At 72.3% G+C, this 22,673-nt stretch carries 22 protein-coding genes; 12 read left to right on the top strand and 10 right to left on the bottom strand.

Annotated elements, in window-relative coordinates; all coding sequences use genetic code 11:
- Positions 1–187: 187 nt before the first annotated feature.
- The 4 genes from GA0115234_RS08775 (at position 188) to GA0115234_RS08760 (ending at position 4,319) form a co-directional block, all read left to right on the top strand.
- Complete coding sequence (locus tag GA0115234_RS08775; protein ID WP_093540306.1) at positions 188–1,120, top strand: ROK family protein; 933 nt, start codon at positions 188–190, stop codon at positions 1,118–1,120.
- On the top strand, positions 1,120–2,274 hold the full coding sequence (nagA, locus tag GA0115234_RS08770) for an N-acetylglucosamine-6-phosphate deacetylase (RefSeq protein ID WP_093540305.1): 1,155 nt from the start codon (positions 1,120–1,122) through the stop codon (positions 2,272–2,274). Before GA0115234_RS08775 ends, nagA begins: the two co-directional genes overlap by 1 nt.
- Before the next feature lie 170 nt (positions 2,275–2,444).
- The gene (locus GA0115234_RS08765) at positions 2,445–3,407 is read left to right on the top strand and encodes a 1-phosphofructokinase family hexose kinase (RefSeq protein WP_093540304.1); all 963 of its coding nucleotides are present in this window, start codon (positions 2,445–2,447) and stop codon (positions 3,405–3,407) included.
- A 60-nt stretch (positions 3,408–3,467) separates the two neighbouring features.
- Positions 3,468–4,319: a class II fructose-bisphosphate aldolase gene (locus GA0115234_RS08760; RefSeq protein ID WP_093540303.1), complete on the top strand. Its 852-nt coding sequence runs from the start codon at positions 3,468–3,470 to the stop codon at positions 4,317–4,319.
- 72 nt (positions 4,320–4,391) lie between these two features.
- Here the strand turns inward: GA0115234_RS08760 and GA0115234_RS08755 are convergent, their stop codons facing one another.
- Positions 4,392–5,348, bottom strand: coding sequence for a carbohydrate-binding protein (locus GA0115234_RS08755; protein WP_093540302.1), 957 nt, complete (start codon positions 5,346–5,348; stop codon positions 4,392–4,394).
- Positions 5,349–5,500: 152 nt separating this feature from the next.
- Complete coding sequence (gene cdgB / locus GA0115234_RS08750) at positions 5,501–7,144, bottom strand: diguanylate cyclase CdgB (protein ID WP_093540301.1); 1,644 nt, start codon at positions 7,142–7,144, stop codon at positions 5,501–5,503.
- Positions 7,145–7,570: 426 nt separating this feature from the next.
- Between cdgB and GA0115234_RS08745 the strand changes: the two genes are divergently transcribed.
- Positions 7,571–8,077 (top strand): flavin reductase family protein, encoded by a 507-nt coding sequence (locus tag GA0115234_RS08745; RefSeq protein WP_161275582.1) that lies wholly within the window; start codon positions 7,571–7,573, stop codon positions 8,075–8,077.
- A gap of 105 nt (positions 8,078–8,182) precedes the next feature.
- Here the strand turns inward: GA0115234_RS08745 and arfB are convergent, their stop codons facing one another.
- Complete coding sequence (gene arfB / locus GA0115234_RS08740) at positions 8,183–8,617, bottom strand: alternative ribosome rescue aminoacyl-tRNA hydrolase ArfB (RefSeq protein WP_093540299.1); 435 nt, start codon at positions 8,615–8,617, stop codon at positions 8,183–8,185.
- 214 nt (positions 8,618–8,831) lie between these two features.
- On the opposite strand from arfB, the gene GA0115234_RS08735 reads away from it, so the two are divergent.
- Positions 8,832–9,407: a TerD family protein gene (locus GA0115234_RS08735; protein ID WP_093540298.1), complete on the top strand. Its 576-nt coding sequence runs from the start codon at positions 8,832–8,834 to the stop codon at positions 9,405–9,407.
- A gap of 356 nt (positions 9,408–9,763) precedes the next feature.
- Complete coding sequence (locus tag GA0115234_RS08730; protein WP_093540297.1) at positions 9,764–11,344, top strand: M4 family metallopeptidase; 1,581 nt, start codon at positions 9,764–9,766, stop codon at positions 11,342–11,344.
- Between the two features lie 30 nt (positions 11,345–11,374).
- Here the strand turns inward: GA0115234_RS08730 and GA0115234_RS08725 are convergent, their stop codons facing one another.
- The 4 genes from GA0115234_RS08725 to GA0115234_RS08710 all read right to left on the bottom strand — a co-directional run bounded on the left by GA0115234_RS08725 (position 11,375) and on the right by GA0115234_RS08710 (position 15,203).
- The gene (locus tag GA0115234_RS08725) at positions 11,375–12,721 is read right to left on the bottom strand and encodes a M1 family metallopeptidase (RefSeq protein WP_256088680.1); all 1,347 of its coding nucleotides are present in this window, start codon (positions 12,719–12,721) and stop codon (positions 11,375–11,377) included.
- 156 nt (positions 12,722–12,877) lie between these two features.
- Positions 12,878–14,011 carry a YncE family protein gene (locus tag GA0115234_RS08720; RefSeq protein WP_093540295.1) on the bottom strand — a complete coding sequence of 378 codons (1,134 nt, stop codon included), beginning with the start codon at positions 14,009–14,011 and terminating at the stop codon, positions 12,878–12,880.
- Positions 14,008–14,604 carry an ankyrin repeat domain-containing protein gene (locus GA0115234_RS08715; protein ID WP_093540294.1) on the bottom strand — a complete coding sequence of 199 codons (597 nt, stop codon included), beginning with the start codon at positions 14,602–14,604 and terminating at the stop codon, positions 14,008–14,010. Before GA0115234_RS08715 ends, GA0115234_RS08720 begins: the two co-directional genes overlap by 4 nt.
- A 44-nt stretch (positions 14,605–14,648) precedes the next feature.
- Positions 14,649–15,203, bottom strand: a complete 555-nt coding sequence (locus tag GA0115234_RS08710) for a GlcG/HbpS family heme-binding protein (RefSeq protein WP_093540474.1) — start codon at positions 15,201–15,203, stop codon at positions 14,649–14,651.
- 223 nt (positions 15,204–15,426) lie between these two features.
- Here GA0115234_RS08710 and GA0115234_RS08705 point away from each other — a divergent pair, with 223 nt between their 5' ends.
- The 3 genes from GA0115234_RS08705 (at position 15,427) to GA0115234_RS08695 (ending at position 18,009) form a co-directional block, all read left to right on the top strand.
- Positions 15,427–16,797: a sensor histidine kinase gene (locus tag GA0115234_RS08705; RefSeq protein WP_256088679.1), complete on the top strand. Its 1,371-nt coding sequence runs from the start codon at positions 15,427–15,429 to the stop codon at positions 16,795–16,797.
- Positions 16,794–17,423 (top strand): response regulator, encoded by a 630-nt coding sequence (locus GA0115234_RS08700; RefSeq protein ID WP_093540292.1) that lies wholly within the window; start codon positions 16,794–16,796, stop codon positions 17,421–17,423. Before GA0115234_RS08705 ends, GA0115234_RS08700 begins: the two co-directional genes overlap by 4 nt.
- An 88-nt stretch (positions 17,424–17,511) precedes the next feature.
- The gene (locus tag GA0115234_RS08695) at positions 17,512–18,009 is read left to right on the top strand and encodes a hypothetical protein (protein ID WP_093540291.1); all 498 of its coding nucleotides are present in this window, start codon (positions 17,512–17,514) and stop codon (positions 18,007–18,009) included.
- Positions 18,010–18,071: 62 nt separating this feature from the next.
- Here the strand turns inward: GA0115234_RS08695 and GA0115234_RS08690 are convergent, their stop codons facing one another.
- The 3 genes from GA0115234_RS08690 to GA0115234_RS08680 form a co-directional block, all read right to left on the bottom strand.
- Complete coding sequence (locus tag GA0115234_RS08690; RefSeq protein ID WP_176729114.1) at positions 18,072–18,752, bottom strand: pentapeptide repeat-containing protein; 681 nt, start codon at positions 18,750–18,752, stop codon at positions 18,072–18,074.
- Positions 18,753–18,788: 36 nt separating this feature from the next.
- Positions 18,789–19,292: a GNAT family N-acetyltransferase gene (locus GA0115234_RS08685; RefSeq protein ID WP_093540472.1), complete on the bottom strand. Its 504-nt coding sequence runs from the start codon at positions 19,290–19,292 to the stop codon at positions 18,789–18,791.
- Positions 19,293–19,473: 181 nt separating this feature from the next.
- Positions 19,474–20,385, bottom strand: coding sequence for an aminoglycoside phosphotransferase family protein (locus GA0115234_RS08680; protein ID WP_370804134.1), 912 nt, complete (start codon positions 20,383–20,385; stop codon positions 19,474–19,476).
- Positions 20,386–20,409: 24 nt separating this feature from the next.
- On the opposite strand from GA0115234_RS08680, the gene GA0115234_RS08675 reads away from it, so the two are divergent.
- Both GA0115234_RS08675 and GA0115234_RS08670 read left to right on the top strand, forming a co-directional pair.
- Complete coding sequence (locus tag GA0115234_RS08675; protein WP_093540289.1) at positions 20,410–21,120, top strand: rhomboid-like protein; 711 nt, start codon at positions 20,410–20,412, stop codon at positions 21,118–21,120.
- A 102-nt stretch (positions 21,121–21,222) separates the two neighbouring features.
- Positions 21,223–22,623, top strand: a complete 1,401-nt coding sequence (locus GA0115234_RS08670) for an NAD(P)/FAD-dependent oxidoreductase (protein WP_093540288.1) — start codon at positions 21,223–21,225, stop codon at positions 22,621–22,623.
- Positions 22,624–22,673 lie beyond the last annotated feature (50 nt).

Raw genomic sequence — 22,673 nt, 5'->3', positions numbered from 1 at the left:
TCTCCCAGGCCGTCGCCGATGGTCTACACCAAAGCCGGTATCGCTTTCGCAACGTAACCGGGCCCGTACCCGGGGGCAGGGGCGCCGTGACCCGGCCGCACTTTCATGACCGGGATTTTGTATGGATCCGCAACAAACTAGGATAGTGGACTAGACCTTTTTGCCTCCTCGGGCGAAACTGTTTCCCGTGAAACACGTCATCGCCCTCGATGTGGGCGGCACCGGAATGAAGGCCGCACTGGTCGGGGCCGACGGCACCCTGCTCTACGAGGCGCGGCGGGCCACCGGCAGAGAACGCGGCGCCGAAGCGGTCGTGGAATCGATCCTCGCCTTCGCCGCCGATCTGCGGGCGTACGGCGAGGAGCACTTCGGCGAGAGCGCGGTCGCGGCCGGGGTCGCCGTACCCGGCATCGTCGACGCCGAGAACGGGATCGCGGTCTACGCCGCGAACCTGGGCTGGCGCGACGTACCCATGCGGCGGCTGCTCGGCGAACGGCTCGGCGGTGTCCCCGTCGCGCTCGGCCACGACGTCCGCACCGGCGGGCTGGCCGAGGGCCGGATCGGCGCGGGCAAGGGTGCCGACCGCTTCCTCTTCGTACCGCTGGGCACGGGCATCGCCGGGGCCATCGGCATCGCGGGCACGATCGAGGCCGGCGCGCACGGGTACGCGGGCGAGATCGGCCACATCGTGGTCCGGCCGGACGGCCCCGACTGCGGCTGCGGCCAGCGCGGCTGCCTGGAGACCCTGGCGTCCGCGTCCGCGGTGACCCGGGCCTGGGCCGCCGCGTCCGGCGACCCGGAGGCGGACGCGGCGGACTGCGCGAAGGCCGTCGAGTCGGGCGACCCGGCAGCCCTGGAGGTCTGGCGGAACGCGGTGGACGCGCTCGCCGCCGGGCTGGTCACCGCGCTGACCCTGCTCGACCCCCGCACGCTGATCATCGGTGGCGGTCTCGCCGAGGCCGGGGAAACCTTGTTCACACCACTCCGTGCGGCCGTCGAGGAACGTGTCACGTTCCAGAAGCTGCCCCACATCGTCCCGGCGGCCCTCGGGGACACCGCCGGATGCCTGGGCGCAGGGCTGCTCGCCTGGGATCTTCTCTCCACGGAGGTATCCGCCTGATGGCCGGACGCGCAGACAGCACAGTTCTCGCAGGTGCCCGGGTGGTCCTTCCCACCGGGACCGTGGAGAACGGCCGGGTGATCGTCGAGGGCACCCGGATCGCCGGTTCCGCGGCGGAGGGCGTCCCGACCGTCGACCTGAGCGGCCACTGGGTGGTCCCCGGCTTCGTCGACATGCACAACCACGGCGGCGGCGGCGCGTCGTTCACCTCCGGCACCGTGGACGAGGTCCTCACCGGCATCCGCACCCACCGCGAGCACGGCACCACCACCCTGGTCGCCTCCACGGTCACCGGCGAGATGGACTTCCTCGCCCACCGGGCCGGTGTCCTGTCCGAGCTGGTGGAGCAGGGCGACCTGGCCGGCATCCACTTCGAGGGACCGTTCATCTCGCCGTGCCGCAAGGGCGCGCACAGCGAGGAGCTGCTGCGCCACCCGGACCCGGCCGAGGTCCGCAAGCTGATGGACGCGGCGCGCGGCACCGCGAAGATGTTCACGCTCGCCACCGAACTGCCGGGCGGCATCGACTCGGTGCGGCTGCTCGCCGAGCACGGCGTCATCGCCGCGATCGGGCACACCGACGCCACGTACGAGCAGACCGTCGAGGCGATCGACGCGGGCGCCACCGTCGCCACCCACCTCTTCAACGCGATGCCACCGCTCGCCCACCGCGAGCCCGGCCCGATCGCGGCGCTGCTGGAGGACGAGCGGATCACCGTCGAGCTGATCAACGACGGCACGCATCTGCACCCCGCGGCCCTGGAGCTGGCCTACCACCACGCGGGCGCCCACCGCGTCGCGCTGATCACCGACGCCATGGACGCGGCCGGATTCGGCGACGGGCTGTACCAGCTCGGCCCGCTCGCGGTCGAGGTCAAGGACGGCGTCGCGCGGCTGGTCGAGGGCAACTCGATCGCGGGCTCCACGCTCACCCTGGACACCGCGTTCCACCGGGCCGTGACCATCGACCGGATCCCGGTCGGCGATGTCGTGCAGTCCATCTCCGCCAACCCGGCCCGGCTGCTCGGCGTCTACGACCGGGTCGGCTCGCTGGAACCGGGCAAGGACGCGGACCTGGTGGTCCTGGACGAGGGCTTCGCGGTCCAGGGCGTCATGCGCAAGGGCGCATGGATCAAAGAGCCCAGGATCGGCTGATCCGTCCGATTATTGACGGTGAGTCGAATACGTAACGAAGAGACGGCGGTTGGTCCCGAGGTCTGGGCCGACCGCCACCTCTTTGGCATGATCGCCTGGAAAACAGCAGGAGAAAGCGCATTCCCCCCAGGGTTTCGCGCTTCCGAGCAGGGATCGAGGGAGCGGCCGCGGTGATCCTCACGGTCACACTGAATACGGCACTCGACCTGACGTACGGCGTCCCGGAACTCGTGCCGCACGCCAGCCACCGCGTCAGCGACATGTCCGAGCGCCCCGGTGGCAAGGGACTCAATGTGGCCCGGGTGCTCTCCGCGCTCGGCCACGAGACGGTGGTCACCGGATTCGCCGGGGGCTCCACCGGAGCCGTGCTCCGCGAGCTGCTGGCCGCCCGGCCGGCGGACGCCCCCACGCCCGGAACGGCCCCCGCCCCGCTCACCGACGCGCTCGTCACCGTCGCCGGGAACACCCGCCGCACCATCGCCGTCGTCGACCGGGCCACCGGCGACACCACCCAGCTCAACGAACCCGGCCCGCTCGTCACCGCCGACGAGTGGACCGCCCTCCTCGGCCGGTACGAGGAGCTCCTCGCCGGGGCCGACGCCGTCGCGCTCTGCGGCAGCCTGCCGCCCGGCATCCACGTCGGCGCCTACGCCGAACTGGTCCGGTCGGCCCGCGCCGCCGGGGTCCCGGTGCTCCTGGACACCAGTGGCGAACCGCTCCGCCGCGGCATCGCCGCCCGCCCGGACCTGATCAAGCCGAACGCCGACGAGCTGGCCCAGCTCACCGGCTCCCGCGAGCCCCTGCGTGCCACCCGCGACGCCCGCCGACGCGGTGCGCACGGCGTCATCGCCTCGCTGGGGCCGGACGGCATGCTGGCGGTCACCCCCGACGGAATCTGGCAGGCAGCGCCGCCCGCCAGGGTCCCGGGCAATCCGACCGGCGCGGGCGACTCCGCGGTGGCCGGGCTGCTGTCCGGCCTCGTCGAGGGGCTGAGCTGGCCGGACCGGCTGCGGCGGGCGGTGGCACTGTCGACGGCGACCGTGCTCTCCCCGACGGCCGGTGACTTCGACCGCGCGGCGTACGAGGAGCTGCTGCCGCGCGTCGGCATCGAGGAACACGCACCGGCGGCCTGAGGCCGCGCCCGTCACGGACCGGCCCGTCCGCCGGTCCGAAAGAAGTAGCAAGAGGTCAGCATGCCGCTCGTCAGCACCGGTGAACTCGTCTCCGCCGCCCAGGCCGAGGGACGCGGGATCGCCGCCTTCAATGTCATCACGCTGGAGCACGCCGAGGCCATCGCGGCCGGCGCGGAGCGCGCCGGAGCGCCCGCCATCCTCCAGATCTCCGAGAACGCCGTGAAGTTCCACGGCGGACGGCTCTCCGCCATCGCCGCCGCGGCCGCCGCCGTCGCCCGCGCGTCGAGCGTCCCGCTCGCCCTCCACCTCGACCACGTCGAGTCCGTGGACCTGCTCCACCAGGCACACGACGCGGGCTTCGGCTCCGTCATGTTCGACGCCTCCAAGCTGAGCTACGAGGAGAACGTGCGGGCCACCGCCGAAGCGGTCGCCTGGGGCCATGAGCGCGGCATCTGGATCGAGGCCGAGCTCGGCAAGGTCGGCGGCAAGGAGGGCGAGGCCCCGCTCGACGCCCACGCCCCCGGCGTCCGTACGGACCCGGCCGAGGCCGCCGCGTACGTCGCCGCCACCGGCGTCGACGCGCTGGCCGTCGCGGTCGGCTCCTCGCACGCGATGACCGAGCGCACCGCCGCCCTGGACCACGAGCTGATCGGCCGGCTGCGCGACGCCGTCCCGGTCCCGCTGGTGCTGCACGGCTCCAGCGGCGTCCCGGACGAGGAGATCCGCCGGGCCGTCGCCGCCTCCGGCATGGTCAAGATCAATGTGGGCACGGCCCTGAACACCGCGTTCACCGGCGCGGTACGGGCGTACCTGGCCGAGAACACCACGGGCGTCGACCCCCGCAAGTACATCGCGCCGGGCCGCGAGGCGATGGCCGCGACGGTGGCCGGGTTCCTGGGCCTGATGGGCTGACGGCCCGCACACGGAAACGGTCCGGCCCCCACACCTTCGGGCGTGGGGGCCGGACCGTTTCCCGTCACACGCTCAGCGCTTCACGTGCCCGGCCTTCAGCGAGAGCTGGTCCAGGTTGGCGTCGCACTGGTCGCCCTCGTTGCAGGAGATCATCAGGGTGTTCGCACCCTTGTTGAGATTGACGTAGGCGAACGTGTTCGTCCAGCCCTTCTCCAGATCACCGTCGGGGGCGTTCGCGTAGTTCTTCATGTTGATGCCGCGCGGGTCCTCGGAGTTGACCGTGAGGGACGTCTTGGCGTCCTTGCCCGGCACCCCGTACGTCACGAACAGCGTGTACTCACCGGCCTTCGGCACCTCGACCGACCAGGTCGCGGACCGGCCGACCTCGTTGAGGTTGATGTACTGGCCGTTGGCGCTCTTGGCGCCCTTGGTGGTGTTGTCCAGCTGGGCCGTGCCGCCGAGCTTCAGCGTCGCCGCGTCCTGCTTGGGCAGCTCGGCCGGGGCCTCGGGGCTGGTGGACTGCTCGGGCTTCGGGGACTCCTCGACCTGGGAGCCGGGATCGGCGGAGCTGGTCGTCTCGTCCTTCTTCTTGTCCTTGTCGTTGCCCGTGATCAGCGCGGCGCCGATGCCGATGAGCACGACCAGGACCACCGCGACCGCGGCGATCAGCAGGCCCTTGGTGTTCGGGCCGCCGGACCTGCCACCACGACCGCCGCCCTGCTGCGGAACGTGCGTCGTGGAGGCACCGGGGTACGTCTCCGGGGCCGCGTACTGGGCGTTCGGCTGGCCGTACCCCTGCTGCTGGCCGTACGCCTGCTGCTGCGGCACCTGCTGGCCGTACTGACGCTCACCGACGGTACGCACCTGGTTGTACGAGGTACGGGGCACGCCGGGCTGCGGGGCCACGGGCGGGTAGCCGTAGCCGCCCTGCCGCGGCGGCTGGGCACCGGAGGCCTGTCCGTCCTCGTACAGATAGCCGAACGGATCGTCGTCCTCGGGCGTGTTTGCGCCGTTGTTCCCGGCCGTCATCCCTGGGTCACTCCTCACCATGTCGCCAGCCGTCGCCGAATATCGCCAGCCGTGGCCGACCGGCCGAGCCTACCCCGAACGGGCCACACCAAGAATTGACGTCGCCCGCACCGGAACGGCGGCGAAGCCCGTGAGCGGCGCCGCCGTGAACGTCACCCGGCCCTGCGGTGAACCTTCGAGCGGGACCGCTTCTCCACGTACATCCGCTGGTCGGCGGAGCGCAGCACTTCCTCGGCGGTCATGCCGCAGGCGGCCCAGCCGATGCCGAAGCTCGCCCCCACCCGCACCGCCCGGCCGTCGACCCGGATCGGCGGAATGATGGCGTTGCGCAGGCGTACGGCCAGGTCGGCGGCGTCCGCGTCGCCGAGTCCGTCGGCCAGGACGACGAATTCGTCACCCCCGAGCCGGGCCACGGTGTCACCGTCGCGGACACAGGTGGTGAGCCTGCGGGCGACCTCGATCAGCACCGCGTCACCGGTGTGGTGGCCGAAGCGGTCGTTGATCGACTTGAAGCCGTCGAGGTCGCAGAAGAGGACCGCGAGCCCCTTCGCCCCGTCGTCGTGCTCGGTGTCGGGCGCGACGGCGTGCACATGGTGGTCGTACGGGCCGCCGGGGGCCGGGTCCACCTCGTAGCCGTGGGTCCGGGCGTCCGGGTCGTCGCCGTCGCCGTAGGCCGCGTCCAGCGCCTCCACGGGGCTGCCGGCCGCCGCGTTCGGGCGCTCGCAGAGCCGGGCGCCCAGCCGGGAGCGGAGCTCGGCGCTGTTGGGCAGGCCGGTGAGGGCGTCGTGCGAGGCGCGGTGCGCGAGATGCAGCTCGTGGCGCTTGCGCTCCTCTATGTCCTCGACGTGGGTGAGCAGGAAGCGGGGGCCGTCGGTGGTGTCGGCGACGACGGAGTTGCGCAGCGAGACCCAGAGGTAGGTGCCGTCCCGCCGCCCGAGCCGGAGCTCGGCACGGCCGCCCTCGGCGGAGGTGCGCAGCAGGGTGCCGATGTCCTCGGGGTGGACGAGGTCGGCGAAGGAGTAGCGGCGCAGCACGGACGCGGGGCGGCCGAGCAGCCGGCACAGGGCGTCGTTGGTGCGCAGCAGCCGGCCGTGCTGGTCGCCGCCCATCTCGGCGATGGCCATGCCGCTGGGCGCGTACTCGAACGCCTGGCGGAAGGACTCCTCGCTGGCCCGCAGCGCCTGCTGTTCCCGTTCGAGGCGGACCAGCGCCCGCTGCATGTTTGCTCTGAGCCGGGCGTTGCTGATCGCAATGGCCGCCTGCGAGGCGTACATCTGGAGGGCCTCGCGGCCCCAGGCGCCGGGGCGGCGGCCGTTGCGGGGGCGGTCCACGGAGATGACGCCGAGGAGATCGGGGCCGCCGCCGGAGGCGTACATCGGGGCGTAGAGGCGGTCCTGGGGGTGCCACTCGTCCTCGAAGCGGGGATCGGGCCCGTCGGTGTGCCACTGCGGTACGTCGTCGTCGAGGAGGACCCAGCCGTCGGTGTGCGGTATGAAGCGGAGCTCGTCCCAGGCCTGCCCCATCGTCAGCCGGCGCTCCCAGGAGGCGCGCGAGCCGACCCGGCCGGTGATCAGGGCCTCCGCCGCGCTGTTGCCGGCGAAGGCGGCGACGACGAGATCGCCGTCGGGGCGGACCAGGTTCACGCAGGCAAGCTCGTAGCCGAGACCGGTGACGATTCCGTCGGCCACGGTCTGCAGTGTGTCGGCCAGGCTCCGCGCCGTATTGAGATCGGCCACGGCCTGGTGCAGCTGCCGCATCGTCGCAAGACGGACGTACGGCTCCGACTCGGCCTCCATTGCTCGCACTCCCCGAGACCTCGACAGCACTCCAGGTTTCATATCGACGTACTAACTGCAGTGTCACGGCAACTGAATCACAGTGAGCTGTGCCGTCGGTACACAGGGTCAACAAATATTGCACTCTGTGACTCAAGTCACAACAGATGGTAAAGAGATGTGCGTGCCGTACGGATTCGCCCCGTCCCGCTCCCGCCATTTCTTGAACGCAAATCCGGGTGTCCCTTGAACGCAATCCGGACGCCGCGACACCGGTCGCGTCCGCTCCTGGGAGACCGGCCGCGTCCGCTCATCGGACAGGGGTCCTAGGACCCGGCTGGTCCCCTGGCCCGATGCGCGGGCATGCGCTCCGCGGCTAGCGTTCCCGGTGTGTTGCAGACGACGACCCCCGCCCCGCGTTCCCAGCCCGTCCCCCATGCTGAGGGGGTGAGCAACGATGAGTTCCGAGGCGCCCTCGCCCGGCTGGCCGCCGGTGTCGTACTGATCACCGCCCAGGAGCCGCCGCTGGACGAGCACGGGCGCGGCGAGGACGTCGGGATGACGGCGACCGCCTTCATGTCGGTGTCGCTGGACCCGCCACTGGTGATGGTCGGCCTGCGCAACGGCTCGCGGATGGACGACCTGCTGTCGGAGCAGCCGCTGTGGGCGGTGTCCGTGCTGGCCGAGAGCCAGCGGCACGTCGCCGGACGGTTCGCGATGAAGGGCCGGATCAGCGACCGGCTGCTCTTCGAGGACATCCCCCACACCCGGGGCGAGGTCAGCGCCGCGCCGCTGATCGGCGGTGCGCTGGCGACGCTGGAGTGCCGGACCGAGCAGCGGGTCGTGGCGGGCGACCACACGCTGGTGATCGGCCGGGTGCTGGGCGCTACCCTGCCCAGCGCGGAGGGGGCACCGCTGACGTACTTCCGGGGGCAGTACCGGCAGTTGGGGTGAGGACGGCGGGGCGGGAGCCTCTTCGCGGGGGCCGGCAACCTCTTCGGCGGGAGCTCGGCAGCCTCGTAGGGGCCTCGGCAGCCCCTTGGGCGAGGGCCCGGTCCGTCACCAGTCGCGGCCGGAGCGGCCGCGCTTGGTCTCGCCGCGCTGCTTCTTCTCACGCAGCCGGCGTTCGTTGATGCCCCGGGGGATCCGTGTCTTGCGGCGCGGCCTCGGGGGCGGCGCCGTCGCCTCGGCGAGCAGGGAGGCGAGCCTGACGAGAGCGGTCTCGCGGTTGCGCCACTGGGAGCGGTGCTCGGAGGCCCGTACCGCGATCACCCCGCCCACGAGCCTGCTCTCCAGGCGCTGGAGCGCCCGCTCCTTCCACACCTCGGGGAGCGACTCGGTCGCCGCGAGGTCGAAGCGGAGCTCCACCTGGGAGTCGCTGGTGTTGACGTGCTGCCCGCCGGGTCCGGAGGACCGCGAGAAACGCCACATGAGCTCGGCCTCCGGCAGGGAGACCGAACCGCGGATGACATAGGGCCCGGACATGACACCCATGTTCCCCGCACCGCGGGGGGTTCGTCACCTTCTTTTGCCGGACCGGCCGGACCGGCCGACATCGGGCCGGCATCCGGCCCGGCCTCCGACCGGGGGGTTTCGGTAAAGAAAGTAAAGGGATCAGGAACCTCCTGGTCCCTTGTCCGCGTTATCCCCTGTGACGGTAGCTTCGTGATGGCATGAAGCCCGCAAGCGACGACGAAAGGGACTTCCCATGGCTGTAAGCCTGTCCAAGGGCGGCAACGTCTCCCTCACCAAGGAGGCCCCGGGCCTGACCGCCGTCACGGTCGGCCTCGGCTGGGACGTCCGCACCACCACCGGCACCGACTTCGACCTGGACGCCTCGGCGATCGCGGTCAACCCGGGCGGGAAGGTCGTCTCCGACGGCCACTTCGTCTTCTTCAACAACAAGTCGACGCCCGACCAGACCATCGTCCACACCGGTGACAACGTCACGGGCCAGGGCGAGGGCGACGACGAGCAGATCAACGTCAACCTGGCGGGCCTGCCGGCCGACGTCGACAAGATCGTCTTCCCGGTCTCGATCTACGACGCCGAGACCCGCAGCCAGAACTTCGGCCAGGTGCGCAACGCGTTCATCCGCATCATCAACCAGGCCGGCGGCGCCGAGATCGCCCGCTACGACCTGAGCGAGGACGCCGCCACCGAGACCGCCATGGTCTTCGGCGAGCTGTACCGCAACGGCGCGGAGTGGAAGTTCCGCGCGGTCGGCCAGGGTTACGCCTCCGGTCTGCGCGGCATCGCCCAGGACTTCGGCGTCAACCTCTGACGCACGGGCACACAGCCCCTCCCAGCCCCCGGCCGCCGCCTGCGGCCGGGGGCTTGTGCGTGTGCGCGGCCCGAGCACGTGTGCGGCCGAGCGTGCGCACGGCCGCACACGTGCATGGCCGAGCAGATGCGCGATCAGGAGCACGCACGCCGCCTGCGCCTCCGCAGAGCATCCCGTATGTGAAGTCACCGGGCATTTACTCCCAACTCCCGCCGATTAACGAACAGATGTGTATTCCATTCGGACAAGAAGTGGTCAAATAAATGTGAGGTATTTGTTAGTGCTCCGTCAATCTTGCTCATTCGGTGGCACGCTCTCGGCTCGTAACCCCCCACGGAACGAGCAACGGAGAGCGCATGACCCCCCACATGAACACCCGTCGCGCCGCAGCCCTGGCCGCCGTGGCCGCGATGGTCGTCGTCGGCCTGCAGACCGGTGCGGCGAACGCCGTGCCCGACAACGGCAATGACGGCCCCTCCGCCACTCACAGCGTCGTCCCCTTCAGCGCGAACAAGGCCTCCCAGCGCAGCGCCGCCATCAAGTCCGCGCAGAGCGAGGTCGCTTCGACCGCCGACTCGCTCGGGCTCGGCGGCAAGGAGAAGCTGATCGTCCGTGATGTGATCAAGGACGCCGACGGCACCGTCCACACCCGCTACGAGCGCACCTACGACGGCCTGCCCGTGCTCGGCGGCGACCTCGTCACCCACACCGCCCCCGGCGGAAAGCTCAAGGGCGTCACCAAGGCGACCAAGGCCCGGATATCCGTGCCGTCCACGACGCCGAAGATCAAGACCGCGGCCGCCGCCCGCAAGGTGGTCTGGGCGGTCTCCGGCAAGCCCGTCCTCGCCCTGGAGACCGTGAAGACCGGGGTGCAGAAGGACGGCACGCCGAGCCGGGTGCACACCATCACCGACGCGATCACCGGCAAGAAGCTCCAGAGCTACGAGGCGGTCGAGACCGGCGTCGGCAACAGCCAGTACAGCGGCGAGGTCCAGCTGTCGACCACCGCGTCCGGCTCCGGCTTCGAGCTGGTCGACGGCGACCGCGGCGGCCACAAGACGTACGACCTCAACCAGGGCGAGAACGGCACCGGCGACCTCGTCACCGACGACGACGACACCTGGGGCGACGGCACCGGCAACGACCGCCAGACCGCCGCGGTCGACGCCGCCTACGGCGCCGCGCAGACCTGGGACTACTACAAGTCGGCGTTCGGCCGCGACGGCATCGCCGGTGACGGCAAGGCCGCGTACTCGCGGGTCCACTACGGCGACGCGTACGTCAACGCCTTCTGGGACGACAGCTGCTTCTGCATGACGTACGGCGACGGCGCCGACAACAAGAGCGCGCTGACCGCCCTCGACGTCGCGGGCCACGAGATGAGCCACGGCCTGACCGCGTCCACCGCCAACCTCGACTACTACGGCGAGTCCGGCGGCCTGAACGAGGCGACCAGCGACATCATCGGCACCTCGGTCGAGTTCGCCGCGAACAACAGCACCGACGTCGGCGACTACCTCATCGGCGAGAAGATCGACATCAACGGCGACGGCTCCCCGCTGCGCTACATGGACCAGCCGAGCAAGGACGGCGGCTCGGCCGACTACTGGGACAGCAGCGTCGGCGACCTCGACGTGCACTACTCCTCCGGTGTCGCCAACCACTTCTTCTACCTGCTGTCCGAGGGCAGCGGCGCGAAGACCATCAACGGGGTCGACTACGACTCCCCGACCTCCGACGGCTCGACCGTCACGGGCATCGGCCGGGACAAGGCCATCCAGGTCTGGTACAAGGCCCTCACCGAGTACATGACGTCGTCCACCGACTACGCGGGCGCCCGTGAGGCGACCGAGAAGGCGGCGACCGACCTGTACGGGGCGGACAGCGCCGAGCTCGCGTCCGTCGACGCCGCCTGGAACGGCGTCAATGTGAAGTAGTCCGCTCAGCGGTACTCCGACGGGAGCCGGTCAGCCCTTCGAGGCGGGCCGGCTCCTGCCGTACAGCCAGGTCTTCCACAGCTCCGTCAGGTCCTTGCCGGTCGCCTTCTCCACATAGGCGGTGAAGTCGGCGGTCGACGCGTTGCCGTGCCGGTGGGCCTTCGTCCAGCCCCTGATGAGCGCGTAGAAGCGCTGGTCGTCGTCCACAGCCTGGCGGATCCTGTGGATGACCATCGCCCCGCGCCCGTACACCGGCGCCTGCGAGATGTCCGCGGCCGTCGGCGGATCGGCCGGCGGGAAGGCCCAGTTGGCGTCGTTCGCGAAGGCGGCGTCGAACCGGCCCTGGACCGGCTTGCCCTCCTTGTCTTCCCCCCACAGCCAGTCCGCGTAGGTCGCGAAGCCCTCGTTGAGCCACATGTCCCGCCAGCTCTCGGGCGTGACGGAGTCCCCGAACCACTGATGGGCCATCTCGTGGACGAGCAGCCGGGCGTCCGGCGGCCCGGAAAAGAAGGGCCGGTTCTGGGTCTCCAGCGCGTAGCCGGCGTCCCCGGAGCGCTCGACGATCGCGCCCGTGGCGGAGAAGGGGTACGGGCCGAACCGGTCCGCCTCCCACCGCACGACCTCGGGGACCCGGGCGAGGATCCGCGCGCTGTCCGCCGCCACCGTCGTGTCCGCGGCGGTGAACACCTTGATCCCGCCCGCCATCGTCGACGCCTTCGTGTCGAAGCGGCCGATGGCGACGGTCGCGAGATAGCTCGCCATCGGTTCGGCGACATGCCAGTGGTACGTGGTGGTGGCGCCCGTGGTGCGCCGGGAGGTCAGCTCGCCGTTGGACACCGCCGTCAGCCCCTCGGGGACGGTGACCGCGATGTCGTACGACGCCTTGTCGCTCGGGTGGTTGTTGCCGGGGAACCATGCCATCGAGCCGGCCGGCTCGCCGAGCGCGACCGCGCCGTCCGCGGTCGTCAGCCAGCCCTCCTTCGACCCGTCGGGATCGGTGAGGGTCCGCGGGGACCCCGAGTAGCGGACCACCGTGCGGAAGGTCCCGCCCCTGCGCAGATGGACCCCGGCGTCGGGACGGAGCGTCAGTTCGTGCCCCGCCCGGTTGACCGCGGCGGGGCGGCCGCCCACGGTCACGGAGTCCACGGCGAGTCCGGCCAGGTCGAGATCGAAGGCGCTCAGGTCCTGGGTGGCGCGCGCGGTGATCGTGGCGGTGCCGCGCAGCCGGCGGGCGGCCGGGTCGACGTCGAGCGCGAGGTCGTAGTGCGTGACGTCGTAGCCGCCGTTGCCGAGCTTCGGGAAGTACGGGTCGCGCAGACCGGAGGCGCCGGGTCTGCCCTCGACACCGCCGGTGCAGCCGGTGGACGTCGTCAGCACCAGCAGGAGGAGAGCGGCGACGCGGGCCGTGCGGCGTAAGGGTGTTCGCCGATCCGGGCCAGGCACAGGTGTTCGCCGATCCACACTGGGTACAGGTGTTCGCTGATCCACACCGGCGATCCTAGGGGCGGAATGCCCGGTTGGCGGGATTGCGGCTCAGAGGACGGCGATCCCCAGCGGGCGGGCGCCCGCGACCACCTCGAACGGCCGCTTCGCGCCCGTGAGATCGACGACGGTGATGCCGTTGCCGTACCCGTCGCGGGTGAAGCCCTCCGTGACGTACGCGGTACGGCCGTCGTCGGAGACCGCGACGTCCTCGTGCGGCCCGTCCAGCGGTACGACGCGCTCGGCGCCCCCGGGGGTGCGGATGGTCAGGGAGGGGCCCCGGTCCTCGGAGAGGATCGGGCCGGTGCCGACGACGAGCAGGGTGCCGTCGGGGGCGAGCGTCGCGCCGTGCTGGTGGGTGTCGGCGGTCATCGGCTCGACGGTGCTCCGCCCGGTGCGCGGATCGAGGACGACGAGCCGTTCGCCCTCGAACGGCAGCAACAGCTTGCCGTCGGCGGGGCGTACGACGGCGTGGTGCGGCTTCAGCCAGGAGCCGAGGCCGCCCTCGGTGCCGTACGGGGCGACCTCGAAGCGCCGGGTCCCGCGCGTCGCCGGGTCCACCGCCGTGACGTCGAAGGAGTCGTGGCCGGTGACGTACACCTCGGTGCCGTCCGGCGAGACGTCCACGTCGAAGGGGCGGCGGCCGACCGGCACCGTGCCGGTCACCTCGCGGGTCGCGGTGTCGACGATCTCCAGCACGCCGTCGCGGCCGGGCACATGGACGCCGACGTAGACGTGCCGGCCGTCCGGGGCCAGGGCGATCCCCATGCCGCCGCCCCGGTACTCACCGGTCGTGACCGGCCCGGTCCGCGTCCTGTACGGAATCCGGGCCAGGCGGGTGCGCTTCGCCGTGTCGACGACCGCGACCCCCTCGGCGGTCGCCACCCAGGCCAGCCCCTCGCCGTCGACGACGAGGCCGTAGGGGGCGGTGCCGACCTCGACGGAGCCGAGGGTGTGCCGGTCCTGGCCGGGGTCCGGGTCGACGAACGTCACGGTGTCGCCGCCGAAGTCCGCGACGAGGAGGGTGCCGTGCGGGGCGGCCCTGCCCGCCGAGGGGGACGGGGCCGGGGCCGCCGGTGCGCCGGAGTGCGTACGGGACGCGGCCGGACCGGCGGGCGTACCGGCCGCGCAGCCCGCGAGGACCAGCGCCGCGGCGAGCGCCGACACCGCGCGGCGCGCGCTCACCGGGCGTCCCGCAGCAGCGCGGCGATCCGCGCGAAGCCGCGGCGCTCCGCGTGTTCCAGCGCCGTCGTCCCCTCGCCGTCCGGCAGGTCCGCCCGTGCACCGGCCGCGAGCAGGAGCTCGATGACCTCCTGGTGGGCCCGGCCGCCGTCGCCGAGGATCACGGCCTCCAGCAGGGCCGTCCAGCCGAGCCGGTTGACGTGGTCGACGTCGATGTCGGTGACCCTCAGCAGCTCCCGTACGTAGGCGGCGTGGCCGCGCTCGCTCGCCGGGATCAGCGCGATGCCGCCGAAACGGTTGCGGAGCTTCAGATCGGGGCCCGCCGGCAGCAGGACGTGCAGCATCGGGACGCTGCCGGTGACCCCGGTCGCCAGCCAGGGGCTCTCCTCGCGCCTGTCCTGCGCGTCGGGGTCGGCGCCGGCCGCGACCAGCAGCCGGGCGGCCTCGACGTGGTCGCCGTGGACGGCGAGGAGCAGCGGGGTGCGCAGCTCCTCGTCACGGCAGTCCGGCCGGGCTCCGCCCTCGATCGCGGTCCGCACCCGGTCGGTGTCGCCGGTGCGTGCGGCGTCGAGCAGTTGTCGATCGAGGGCGTTCATGTCGTACTCCTGTCGCTCGGCCCGGCCGGTGCCGGGCGGGGTCGTTACTTGGTGAGGGAGGCGACGCCGGCCTGGGCGAACTTCTCGTCGAGGTCGCCGCTCGGGGCGCCGGCCACGCCGATGCCCGCGATCGGGGCGCCCTTGACCTGCACCGGGGCGCCGCCCGCGAGGAACAGGGTGCCGGGGATGTCCTTCAGGGTGGGGGCGTTCGTCAGGCGCTGGGCCAGCTCGGAGGTGGGGGCGTTCCAGGAGACCGCGGTGTACGCCTTCTTCACGGCGGACTCGTAGGCCTGCGGGCCCGCGCCGTCGCCGCGCAGAGTGAGGACGGTGTTGCCGTTGCGGTCGACGACGGCGACGGAGACGCGCTGGTTCTCCTTCTTCGCGGCGTCGAGGGCGGCCTGGGCGGCCTTGGTGGCGGCGGCCAGCGTCAGGTGGGTGGTCTGCTGGAGGTTGCGGTTCGCGGCGTCGGCCTTGACGGCGGCGGCGGGCGCGGCGGCCGGGGTCGAGGCGCTGGCGGACATCGCGCCGAAGGTCCCGGCGCCGAGGGCGACGACGACGGCACCGGTCAGGACACGGGTGCGCAGCGACAGCTTCTTCATGGGGGTGAACTCCTCAGCGGGGTGGACGAGCGTGTTCGGCTCTGTCATCGATCCTCCGGCCGCGTCCGGCCCCGTACGGTCGACGGACCGGCTCGACACCGCACGCGGGACGGTCGACGTCCCCATCAGCCGATCGGTTGATGCGGGCGTGGTCATCCGGGGTGACCATGGATCCGTCCGTGCAGGTCAGCGGCGCCGCTGATGGTGAGGAGCGAGGTACGAGGTGAAGCACCGGACCCCGCCGGCATCCGGCCCCGACGCGGGAGGGACGCCCTCTGGCACGGAAGGGACGCCCGGCCCCGGCACGGGAGGGACGCCCTCTGGCGAGGGACGAACGCCCGGCCCCGGTACGGAAGGAGCGCCCGGCGATCCGGACGCCCGGTGGCTCACGCTGCTGATGCACGCCGCGTTCTTCCTGCTGCTCGGCGCCTCGCTCACCCGCTTCCTGCTGCGCCACCCCGGCGAGGCCCGCACCCCGTGGATCATCGCGCTCTCCGTCGCCCTCGCCGTGCTGTACGTGCTCGGGCCGGTGCTCGGCTCGCGTCCGACCCCGCGCTCGCTGGTGTGGCTGGGGGTGCTGGTCGCCGTGTGGATGGTGCTGGTCGTCCTCGCGCCGAGCTTCGCGTGGTGCGCGGTGCCGCTCTTCTTCACCGGGCTGCGCATCCTCCCGCCGCGCGCCGCGCTCGCGCTCGTCGCCCTGCTCACGCTGTTCGTCGTCGCCGCGCAACTGCGGCTGGCCGAGGGCTTCGACCCGAATCTGGTACTCGCCCCGCCCGCCGTGGCAGCGGTCGCGACGGCGGTCTTCGTCCATATGCGGCGTCAGGCCGGGCGCCAGCGCGAACTGTCCGAGCGGCAGCGCGAACTCATCGACGACCTGCTGCGCACCCGCCGCGAACTGGCCGCCACCGAGCGCCGCGAGGGCACCCTCGCCGAACGCCAGCGGCTCTCCATGGAGATCCACGACACCCTCGCCCAGGGCCTGTCCAGCCAGCAGATGCTGCTCCAGGCCGCCGACCGCACCTGGGACGCCGACCCGGCGACCGCCCGCCGCCACGTCCGTACCGCCACCGGCATCGCGGAGCGCAACCTCGCCGAGGCCCGCCGCTTCGTCCACGACCTGGCACCGGCCGACCTCGCCGAGGGCGGCGGCCTGGAGGCGGCCCTGCACGCACTGGCCGCCCGCGAGACGGCACAGGCACAGGGGCGGCTCACCGTCCGCTGCCATGTGGAGGGGGAAGGGCACCCCGCGCTGCCCGACCGGGTGCAGTCCGCACTGCTGCGCATCGCCCAGGGCGCCCTGGCCAATGTGAAGGAGCACGCGCACGCGACGGAGGCGGCGCTGACCCTGACCCATCTCGACGACCGGGTCGTCCTGGACGTCGCCGACAACGGACAGGGCTTCACCCCCACCGGGGCCGCCCGGACCACCGGCAGCGTGCGCGGTCACGGGCTGCCCGCGATCCGCGCCCGGCTGCACCAGCTCGGCGGCACGCTGACGATCGAGTCGGCACCGGGCGAGGGTACGGTGCTGTCCGCCGCCGTTCCCCTCACCCCCACCGCCGCCCCGCCGCCCGCCCCGGAGGAGCCCGCATGACCGCGACGCCGCCCGTACGCATCCTGCTCTGCGACGACCACGTCGTCGTACGCGCCGGTCTGCTCGCCCTCCTCGGCAGCGAACCGGACATCGAGGTGGTCGGCGAGGCCGGCAGCGGCGAGGAGGCCGTCGCCCTGGCCGCCAAGCTCACCCCGGACGTCGTCCTGATGGACCTCCAGCTCGGCGAGGGCATCGACGGTGTCGAGGCCACCCGCCGGATCGCCGCCACCGGCGTCCATGTGCTGGTCCTCACCACGTACGACACGGACGCCGACATCACCCGGGCCATCGAGGCGGGCGCCACCGGCTATCTGCTGAAGGCCGAGCGCCCCGAGGAGCTCTTCGCCGCGATCCGCTCGGCCGCCCAGGGCCGTACGACGCTCTCCCCGCCGGTGGCCAGCCGCGTCATGGCCCGGATGCGCAAGCCCCTGCCCACCCTCACCGACCGCGAGCTCGACATCCTGGCCCAGCTCTCCCAGGGCCTGGGCAACCGCGACATCGCCCGCGCCCTGTTCATCAGCGAGGCCACGGTCAAGACCCACCTCGGGCGGATCTACGACAAGCTCGGCGTCGACACCCGCGCGGGCGCCGTCGCCGTCGCCAAGGAACAGCGACTGCTGCCGTAGGCGCCCACTGCCGCAGGGGCGGAGGGTCCGGGCCCGGCCTCCGGCCGCCCCGGCGCCGGGGCCCCTGCGGGCATGACACCATCGAAGCGTGCTCGACATCGGCTACTCCCTCTCCCGACGTTTCCCCGATCCCCCGCAGACCGACTACCGCCGCGCGGACGTCCACGCCCTGCGGCACGATCTGTTCTCCGGGGACGTCTACCTCGCGGACACCAAGGAGGACCGCGAGGTATCCACAGCCTGGGGATGGGTGCCGGTGCTCGACTTCGCGTGGGCGCTGTGCGACATCGTCGAGCAGATCGACCAGGACCCGCGCGGCAACCGCTCGCACCGCAGGCAGTTCGCCGAGCTGGACTTCACCGAATCGTCCGACCGGATGCTCTTCGAGCGCCGCTTCGGCTGGGTCGACGTGGAAGCGGACTGGATGCCCGGCGAGGAGCCCCCGCTCACCTTCAGCCACTCGCTGCTGCGCCGCGAGGCCCGCGACTTCCTGCACGATCTGATCGCCGACCTCGCCGACATGCACGAAGGTCTCGCCGACAACCCCGTGATCTGGGACCTCCAGGCCCGCTTCCCCCGTATCTGACTTCCGCCGTATCCGACCCCGACCGGCCCCGGGCCCCCGGGCCCCGGTCCGCGCGAAAGGCCCTATGCCTCCACGCGCACCCCGATCTGCGCCGCGAACGCCGGCGCCAGCTCCATCAGCTGTGCCGGGCTGATCACCGCACCCGACAGCCGCTCCACCCCACGCGCGATGTCCAGCTCCGCGACCGCGCGCAGATCCACCGACTCCATCCGCACCGAGCTGAAGTCGGCCCGCTTCAGCACACAGTCACGGAACTCCACCCGCACCAGCTGCGCGTCACCGAAATCCGGCTCGGACAGCACACAGCCCTCGAACACCACGTCCTTGAGCCGGGCCTTGCGCAGATTCAGGTAGTCGATCTTGCCGCCGCGCACGAGCACCCGCTCCAGCACCGCGCCGTGCAGCTGCACCCCGCCCAGCCGGGCGTCCACCACCTCCACGTCGCGCAGCGAGGCCCCCGCGAGATCGGTGCCCACGCCCCGTACGCCCGTCAGCACCGAGTCGATGAAGCGGGCCCTGATCAGCTCCGCGCGGTCGAGCGCGCAGCCGTCCAGGGCGCAGTCCATGAACCGGGCACCCGGACCCGACTCGTCCGCCAGATCCGTGCCCTCGAACCGGACTCCGTCGTAGTCCCCGTCCGGCTCCAGGCCCTCGCCGTCGTACGGAACGAGGGGTGGGAGCCGCACCTCCGGCCGCCGAGCCGTCGCGATGGTGTCCGTCTTCCTGCTGTTGCTGCGCGCCATGCCCCCATCGTGGCCCATGCCACTGACAACGCCCCCTCAAGGGCGTCCCGGGCCCGGGAGCTCCTTGCGCATCAGCGTGCACATCGTTTCGTGGCGGCGCAGCGATCCGTCCGGGGCCTGCTCGTCCCACGCGTCGGGCCGGCGGTCGTAGGCGACATAGCCCAGTCGTTCGTACAGCGCCCGCGCCCGGGGGTTGGACTCCTCCACACCGAGTTCGGCCCGGCGCAGACCGCGCTTCCTGATCCGGAGCTCCGCGGCCCCGACGAGGAGGGTGCCGATCCCGCACGACTGCAGGGCGGGATGGACCGCCAGCTGCCACAGGGTTCCGGCGCCCTCCTCGACCCGGTAGTCGACGCCGCCCTTCGCCACGGGAATGTCCGCCACGGAGCAGACCGCGAGGTAGTCCACCTCGCCGAGCCGGACACGCTCCAACTGCCGTGCGACACCGGCCAGATGGTGTCCGGACCCGGCCCACCCGCACGACGCGAGGTCCGCGGCCACCAGATCGCGTACCGACAGCTTCAGCACCACACCGGTCATCGTCATCGCCTCCGGCGGGCCAGCATCCCTGCCGCCCGCACGGGCCGCAAGGCGGTTTCCCCGGGCCGACCGCCCCGCCCCCGCGGGTCGCGGAAGGCATCGCACCCACGCCCGTCACGGAGCGCATCGCACCCGGTCCCGAAGCGGAACCTCGCCCCGGCCTCGACGGAATCGCGCCCCGTCAGCCCCGCCCCAGCAACTGCCGTGCGATCTCCGCCTGGTTCGGGTCCAGCCGCCGCCGGCCGTCCGCCACGTCCCACAGCGCGTTCTGCAGCACCCGCCCCAGCGTCCAGGCCAGCGCCCGCTCCCGGTCCAGGCCCGGCGCACCCGTCAGCAGGTCGAACCGCCACCGGACCGCCGCCGGGTCGAACCGGTTGACCAGGGCCGGCAGCAGCTCGAAGCCCGGATCGCCGGCCAGCGGCTTCGGGTCGATGGCCACCCACCGGCCCGCCCCGTCGGCCAGCACGTTGCCGTAGTGCAGGTCCCAGTGCAGCAACCGGTCCCCCGGCTCCCCCGCGACCTCCCGCACCGCCGCCGCGCAGTCGGCGAGCAGCCGCGCCTCCGCCGCGTCGGCCAGCTCCGCCACCGCCCCCGGCGCCGCCGCCAGCATCCGTTCCGCCAGGTCGCCCAGCCCCCGCAGCCCGCTGTCCGGCGGGGCGGGTACGGACGTCAGCCGGGCCAGCAGCCCGGCCAGGATCCCCGTCGCCTCGCGCACGTCCGCCACCGCCTCCAGCGAGCGGTGCCCGTCCAGCCGCTCCAGCAGCAGCGTCCCCGTCGCGGCATCGTGGTCCAGCAGACCCACCGCCCCCGCGCCCGCCTCACCCCACACCCGCAGCGCGACCGGCTCGCCCGCCGTCTCCTCGTCCACCAGTTGGAGCTTCAGCGCCGCCCGACGGTCGTCCGCCACCCGCACCACCGGGAGCACCAGCGCACACACCCCGTGGAACGCCCCGCCATCCCGCCGCAGCCCCCACCGCTCCAGGAACTCGGCGGCCCGCCCCGGCAACGCCGCCAGGAATGCCCGCCCGGCGGCGCCGTTGTACTTGGACTGGGTGGCGATGAGCCCCTCCGGAATGTCGATCACGCCGACGATCGTAGGGCCGTGCGTCAATCGGTTATGACTCCGAGCAGCCCCGCACCGCCCACCCGGCACCGCACCACCGCCGGCTCGTGGCTCCGCAGCGCCGGCTACTGGATCCGCAGCGCACCCGGCACCTACATCTGGCTGGCCGCGCTCTTCGTCACCACGGTCATCGTCCACCAGATGTCACCGGACTTCGAAGAGGACTTCCTGCGCCAGCGCTCGACCAATATCCATGAACTCTCCCAGGACCCCGTACGCGTCCTGATCGCCAGCGCCTTCTGGATCGACGGCGGCCTCTGGTTCCCGTACGCCGTCCTGTACACCGTCTTCCACGCCCCCGCCGAGCGCTGGCTCGGCACCCTGCGCTGGTTCGCCGTCGTCGTCCTGGCGCACGTCCTCGCCACGCTCGCCGGCGAGGGCGTCCTGGCCTGGGCGATCCGGCACGGGCACATGGCGCCGTCGGCCGCCAACACCCTGGATGTCGGTGTCAGTTACGCGCTCGCGGGGGTCGCCGCCGTCCTCACGTACCGCGTCCCGGCACCCTGGCAGTACGTGTACCTCTTCGCCGTCCTCGTCTTCTACGGCATCCCCCTCGTCACCGGCCGCACCTTCACCGACGTCGGCCACTTCACCGCCGTGCTCATCGGCCTCGCCTGCTATCCGCTGGCCCGGCCCCGTTCCCGTTCCCGGCCCCGGCCCGGTTCCCGGTCCCGGCACAGGACGAGAACGCCTGTCGCGCAGTAACGTCCCGCCCCAGAGAGAACAGGGCCCCGCCCCGCACGGGACCCGCACAGCGCTCCACCCAGACCTCACCCAGGGCTTCACACCGGACAAAGCAGGGGCAACATGAGCACCGTCAGCACCGTCAACGGCGGCATATCGTTCTGGTACGCGGACCGAGGCACTCCCCTCGCCCGGGAACCCCTGCCCGGCGACGCGACCGCCGACATCTGCATCGTCGGCGGCGGATACACCGGGCTGTGGACCGCCTACTACCTCAAGAAGGCCGTCCCCTTCCTCAACATCACCGTCCTCGAAGCCAAGTTCTGCGGCTACGGCGCCTCCGGGCGCAACGGCGGCTGGCTGTACAACGGCATCGCGGGCCGCGACCGCTACGCGAAGCTCCACGGCCACGAAGCCGCCGTCCGGCTCCAGCAGGCGATGAACGAGACGGTCGACGAGGTCGTACGGGTGGCCGCCGAGGAGAACATCGACGCCGACATCCACCGGGGCGGCGTCCTCGAAGTCGCCTACACCCCCGCCCAGCTGGCCAGGCTCAAGGACTTCCACTCCGTGGAGATCGCCTTCGGCGAGACCGACCGCGTGCTGCGCGGCGCCCGGGAGACCTGCGAACGCGTCAACGTCACCGGAGCCGTCGGCTCGACCTGGACCCCGCACGGCGCCCGGCTGCACCCGGTCAAACTCGTCCAGGGGCTCGCCGCCACCGTCGAGGCGCTCGGCGTCACCATCCACGAGTCGACCCCCGTGACCGAGATCAAGCCCAAGCACGCGCACACCCCGTACGGGACCGTCCGCGCCCCGTACATCCTGCGCTGCACCGAGGGCTTCACCGCGAACCTCAAGGGCCAGCGGCGCACCTGGCTCCCCATGAACTCCTCGATGATCGCCACCGAGCCGCTCCCCGAGTCGGTCTGGGACACCATCGGCTGGGACGGCCGCGAGACCCTCGGCGACATGGCCCACGCCTACATGTACGCCCAGCGCACCGCCGACGACCGCATCGCGCTCGGCGGACGGGGTGTTCCGTACCGCTTCGGCTCCGGCACCGACAACGACGGACGCACCCAGCCCGCCACCATCGAGGCCCTGCGCGACATCCTCGTCCGCTTCTTCCCGGCCACCGCGGGCGCCCGCATCGACCACGCCTGGTCCGGTGTCCTCGGCGTCCCCCGCGACTGGTGCGCCACGGTCACCCTGGACCGTTCCACCGGGCTCGGCTGGGCGGGCGGTTACGTCGGCTCGGGCGTCGCCACCACCAATCTCGCCGCCCGCACCCTGCGCGACCTGATCCAGCAGGACTCCGGCCAGTCGGGTCCCACCGAGCTGACCGCCCTCCCCTGGGTCGGCCACAAGGTCCGCCGCTGGGAGCCGGAACCCTTCCGCTGGCTCGGCGTCCACGGCATGTACGCGGCCTACCGCGCCGCCGACCGCCGCGAACTGACCTCGCCGCGGGCCGGTACGGACCCGGTGGCGACGGCCGCGGACCGGCTGGCCGGGCGGCACTGAGCAACCGCCCGCACGCAGGACGAGGGCGGTGCCCCTGCGGGGTCACCGCC

It is taken from the genome of Streptomyces sp. DvalAA-43 (genome assembly GCF_900091725.1).
Classification (GTDB): Bacteria; Actinomycetota; Actinomycetes; order Streptomycetales; family Streptomycetaceae; genus Streptomyces; species Streptomyces pulveraceus.
The sequence above is the reverse complement of the archived record's forward strand: the minus strand, read 5'-3'. Positions and strand labels throughout refer to the sequence as shown.

Coding starts and splice junctions, on each gene's coding strand:
- nagA (WP_093540305.1), top strand. CDS start 1,120: ATGGCCGGACGCGCAGACAGCACAGTTCTCGCAGGTGCCCGGGTGGTC.
- GA0115234_RS08760 (WP_093540303.1), top strand. CDS start 3,468: ATGCCGCTCGTCAGCACCGGTGAACTCGTCTCCGCCGCCCAGGCCGAG.
- GA0115234_RS08755 (WP_093540302.1), bottom strand. CDS start 5,348: ATGACGGCCGGGAACAACGGCGCAAACACGCCCGAGGACGACGATCCG.
- cdgB (WP_093540301.1), bottom strand. CDS start 7,144: ATGGAGGCCGAGTCGGAGCCGTACGTCCGTCTTGCGACGATGCGGCAG.
- arfB (WP_093540299.1), bottom strand. CDS start 8,617: ATGGGTGTCATGTCCGGGCCCTATGTCATCCGCGGTTCGGTCTCCCTG.
- GA0115234_RS08735 (WP_093540298.1), top strand. CDS start 8,832: ATGGCTGTAAGCCTGTCCAAGGGCGGCAACGTCTCCCTCACCAAGGAG.
- GA0115234_RS08730 (WP_093540297.1), top strand. CDS start 9,764: ATGACCCCCCACATGAACACCCGTCGCGCCGCAGCCCTGGCCGCCGTG.
- GA0115234_RS08715 (WP_093540294.1), bottom strand. CDS start 14,604: ATGAACGCCCTCGATCGACAACTGCTCGACGCCGCACGCACCGGCGAC.
- GA0115234_RS08710 (WP_093540474.1), bottom strand. CDS start 15,203: ATGAAGAAGCTGTCGCTGCGCACCCGTGTCCTGACCGGTGCCGTCGTC.
- GA0115234_RS08700 (WP_093540292.1), top strand. CDS start 16,794: ATGACCGCGACGCCGCCCGTACGCATCCTGCTCTGCGACGACCACGTC.
- GA0115234_RS08690 (WP_176729114.1), bottom strand. CDS start 18,752: ATGGCGCGCAGCAACAGCAGGAAGACGGACACCATCGCGACGGCTCGG.
- GA0115234_RS08685 (WP_093540472.1), bottom strand. CDS start 19,292: ATGACCGGTGTGGTGCTGAAGCTGTCGGTACGCGATCTGGTGGCCGCG.
- GA0115234_RS08675 (WP_093540289.1), top strand. CDS start 20,410: ATGACTCCGAGCAGCCCCGCACCGCCCACCCGGCACCGCACCACCGCC.
- GA0115234_RS08670 (WP_093540288.1), top strand. CDS start 21,223: ATGAGCACCGTCAGCACCGTCAACGGCGGCATATCGTTCTGGTACGCG.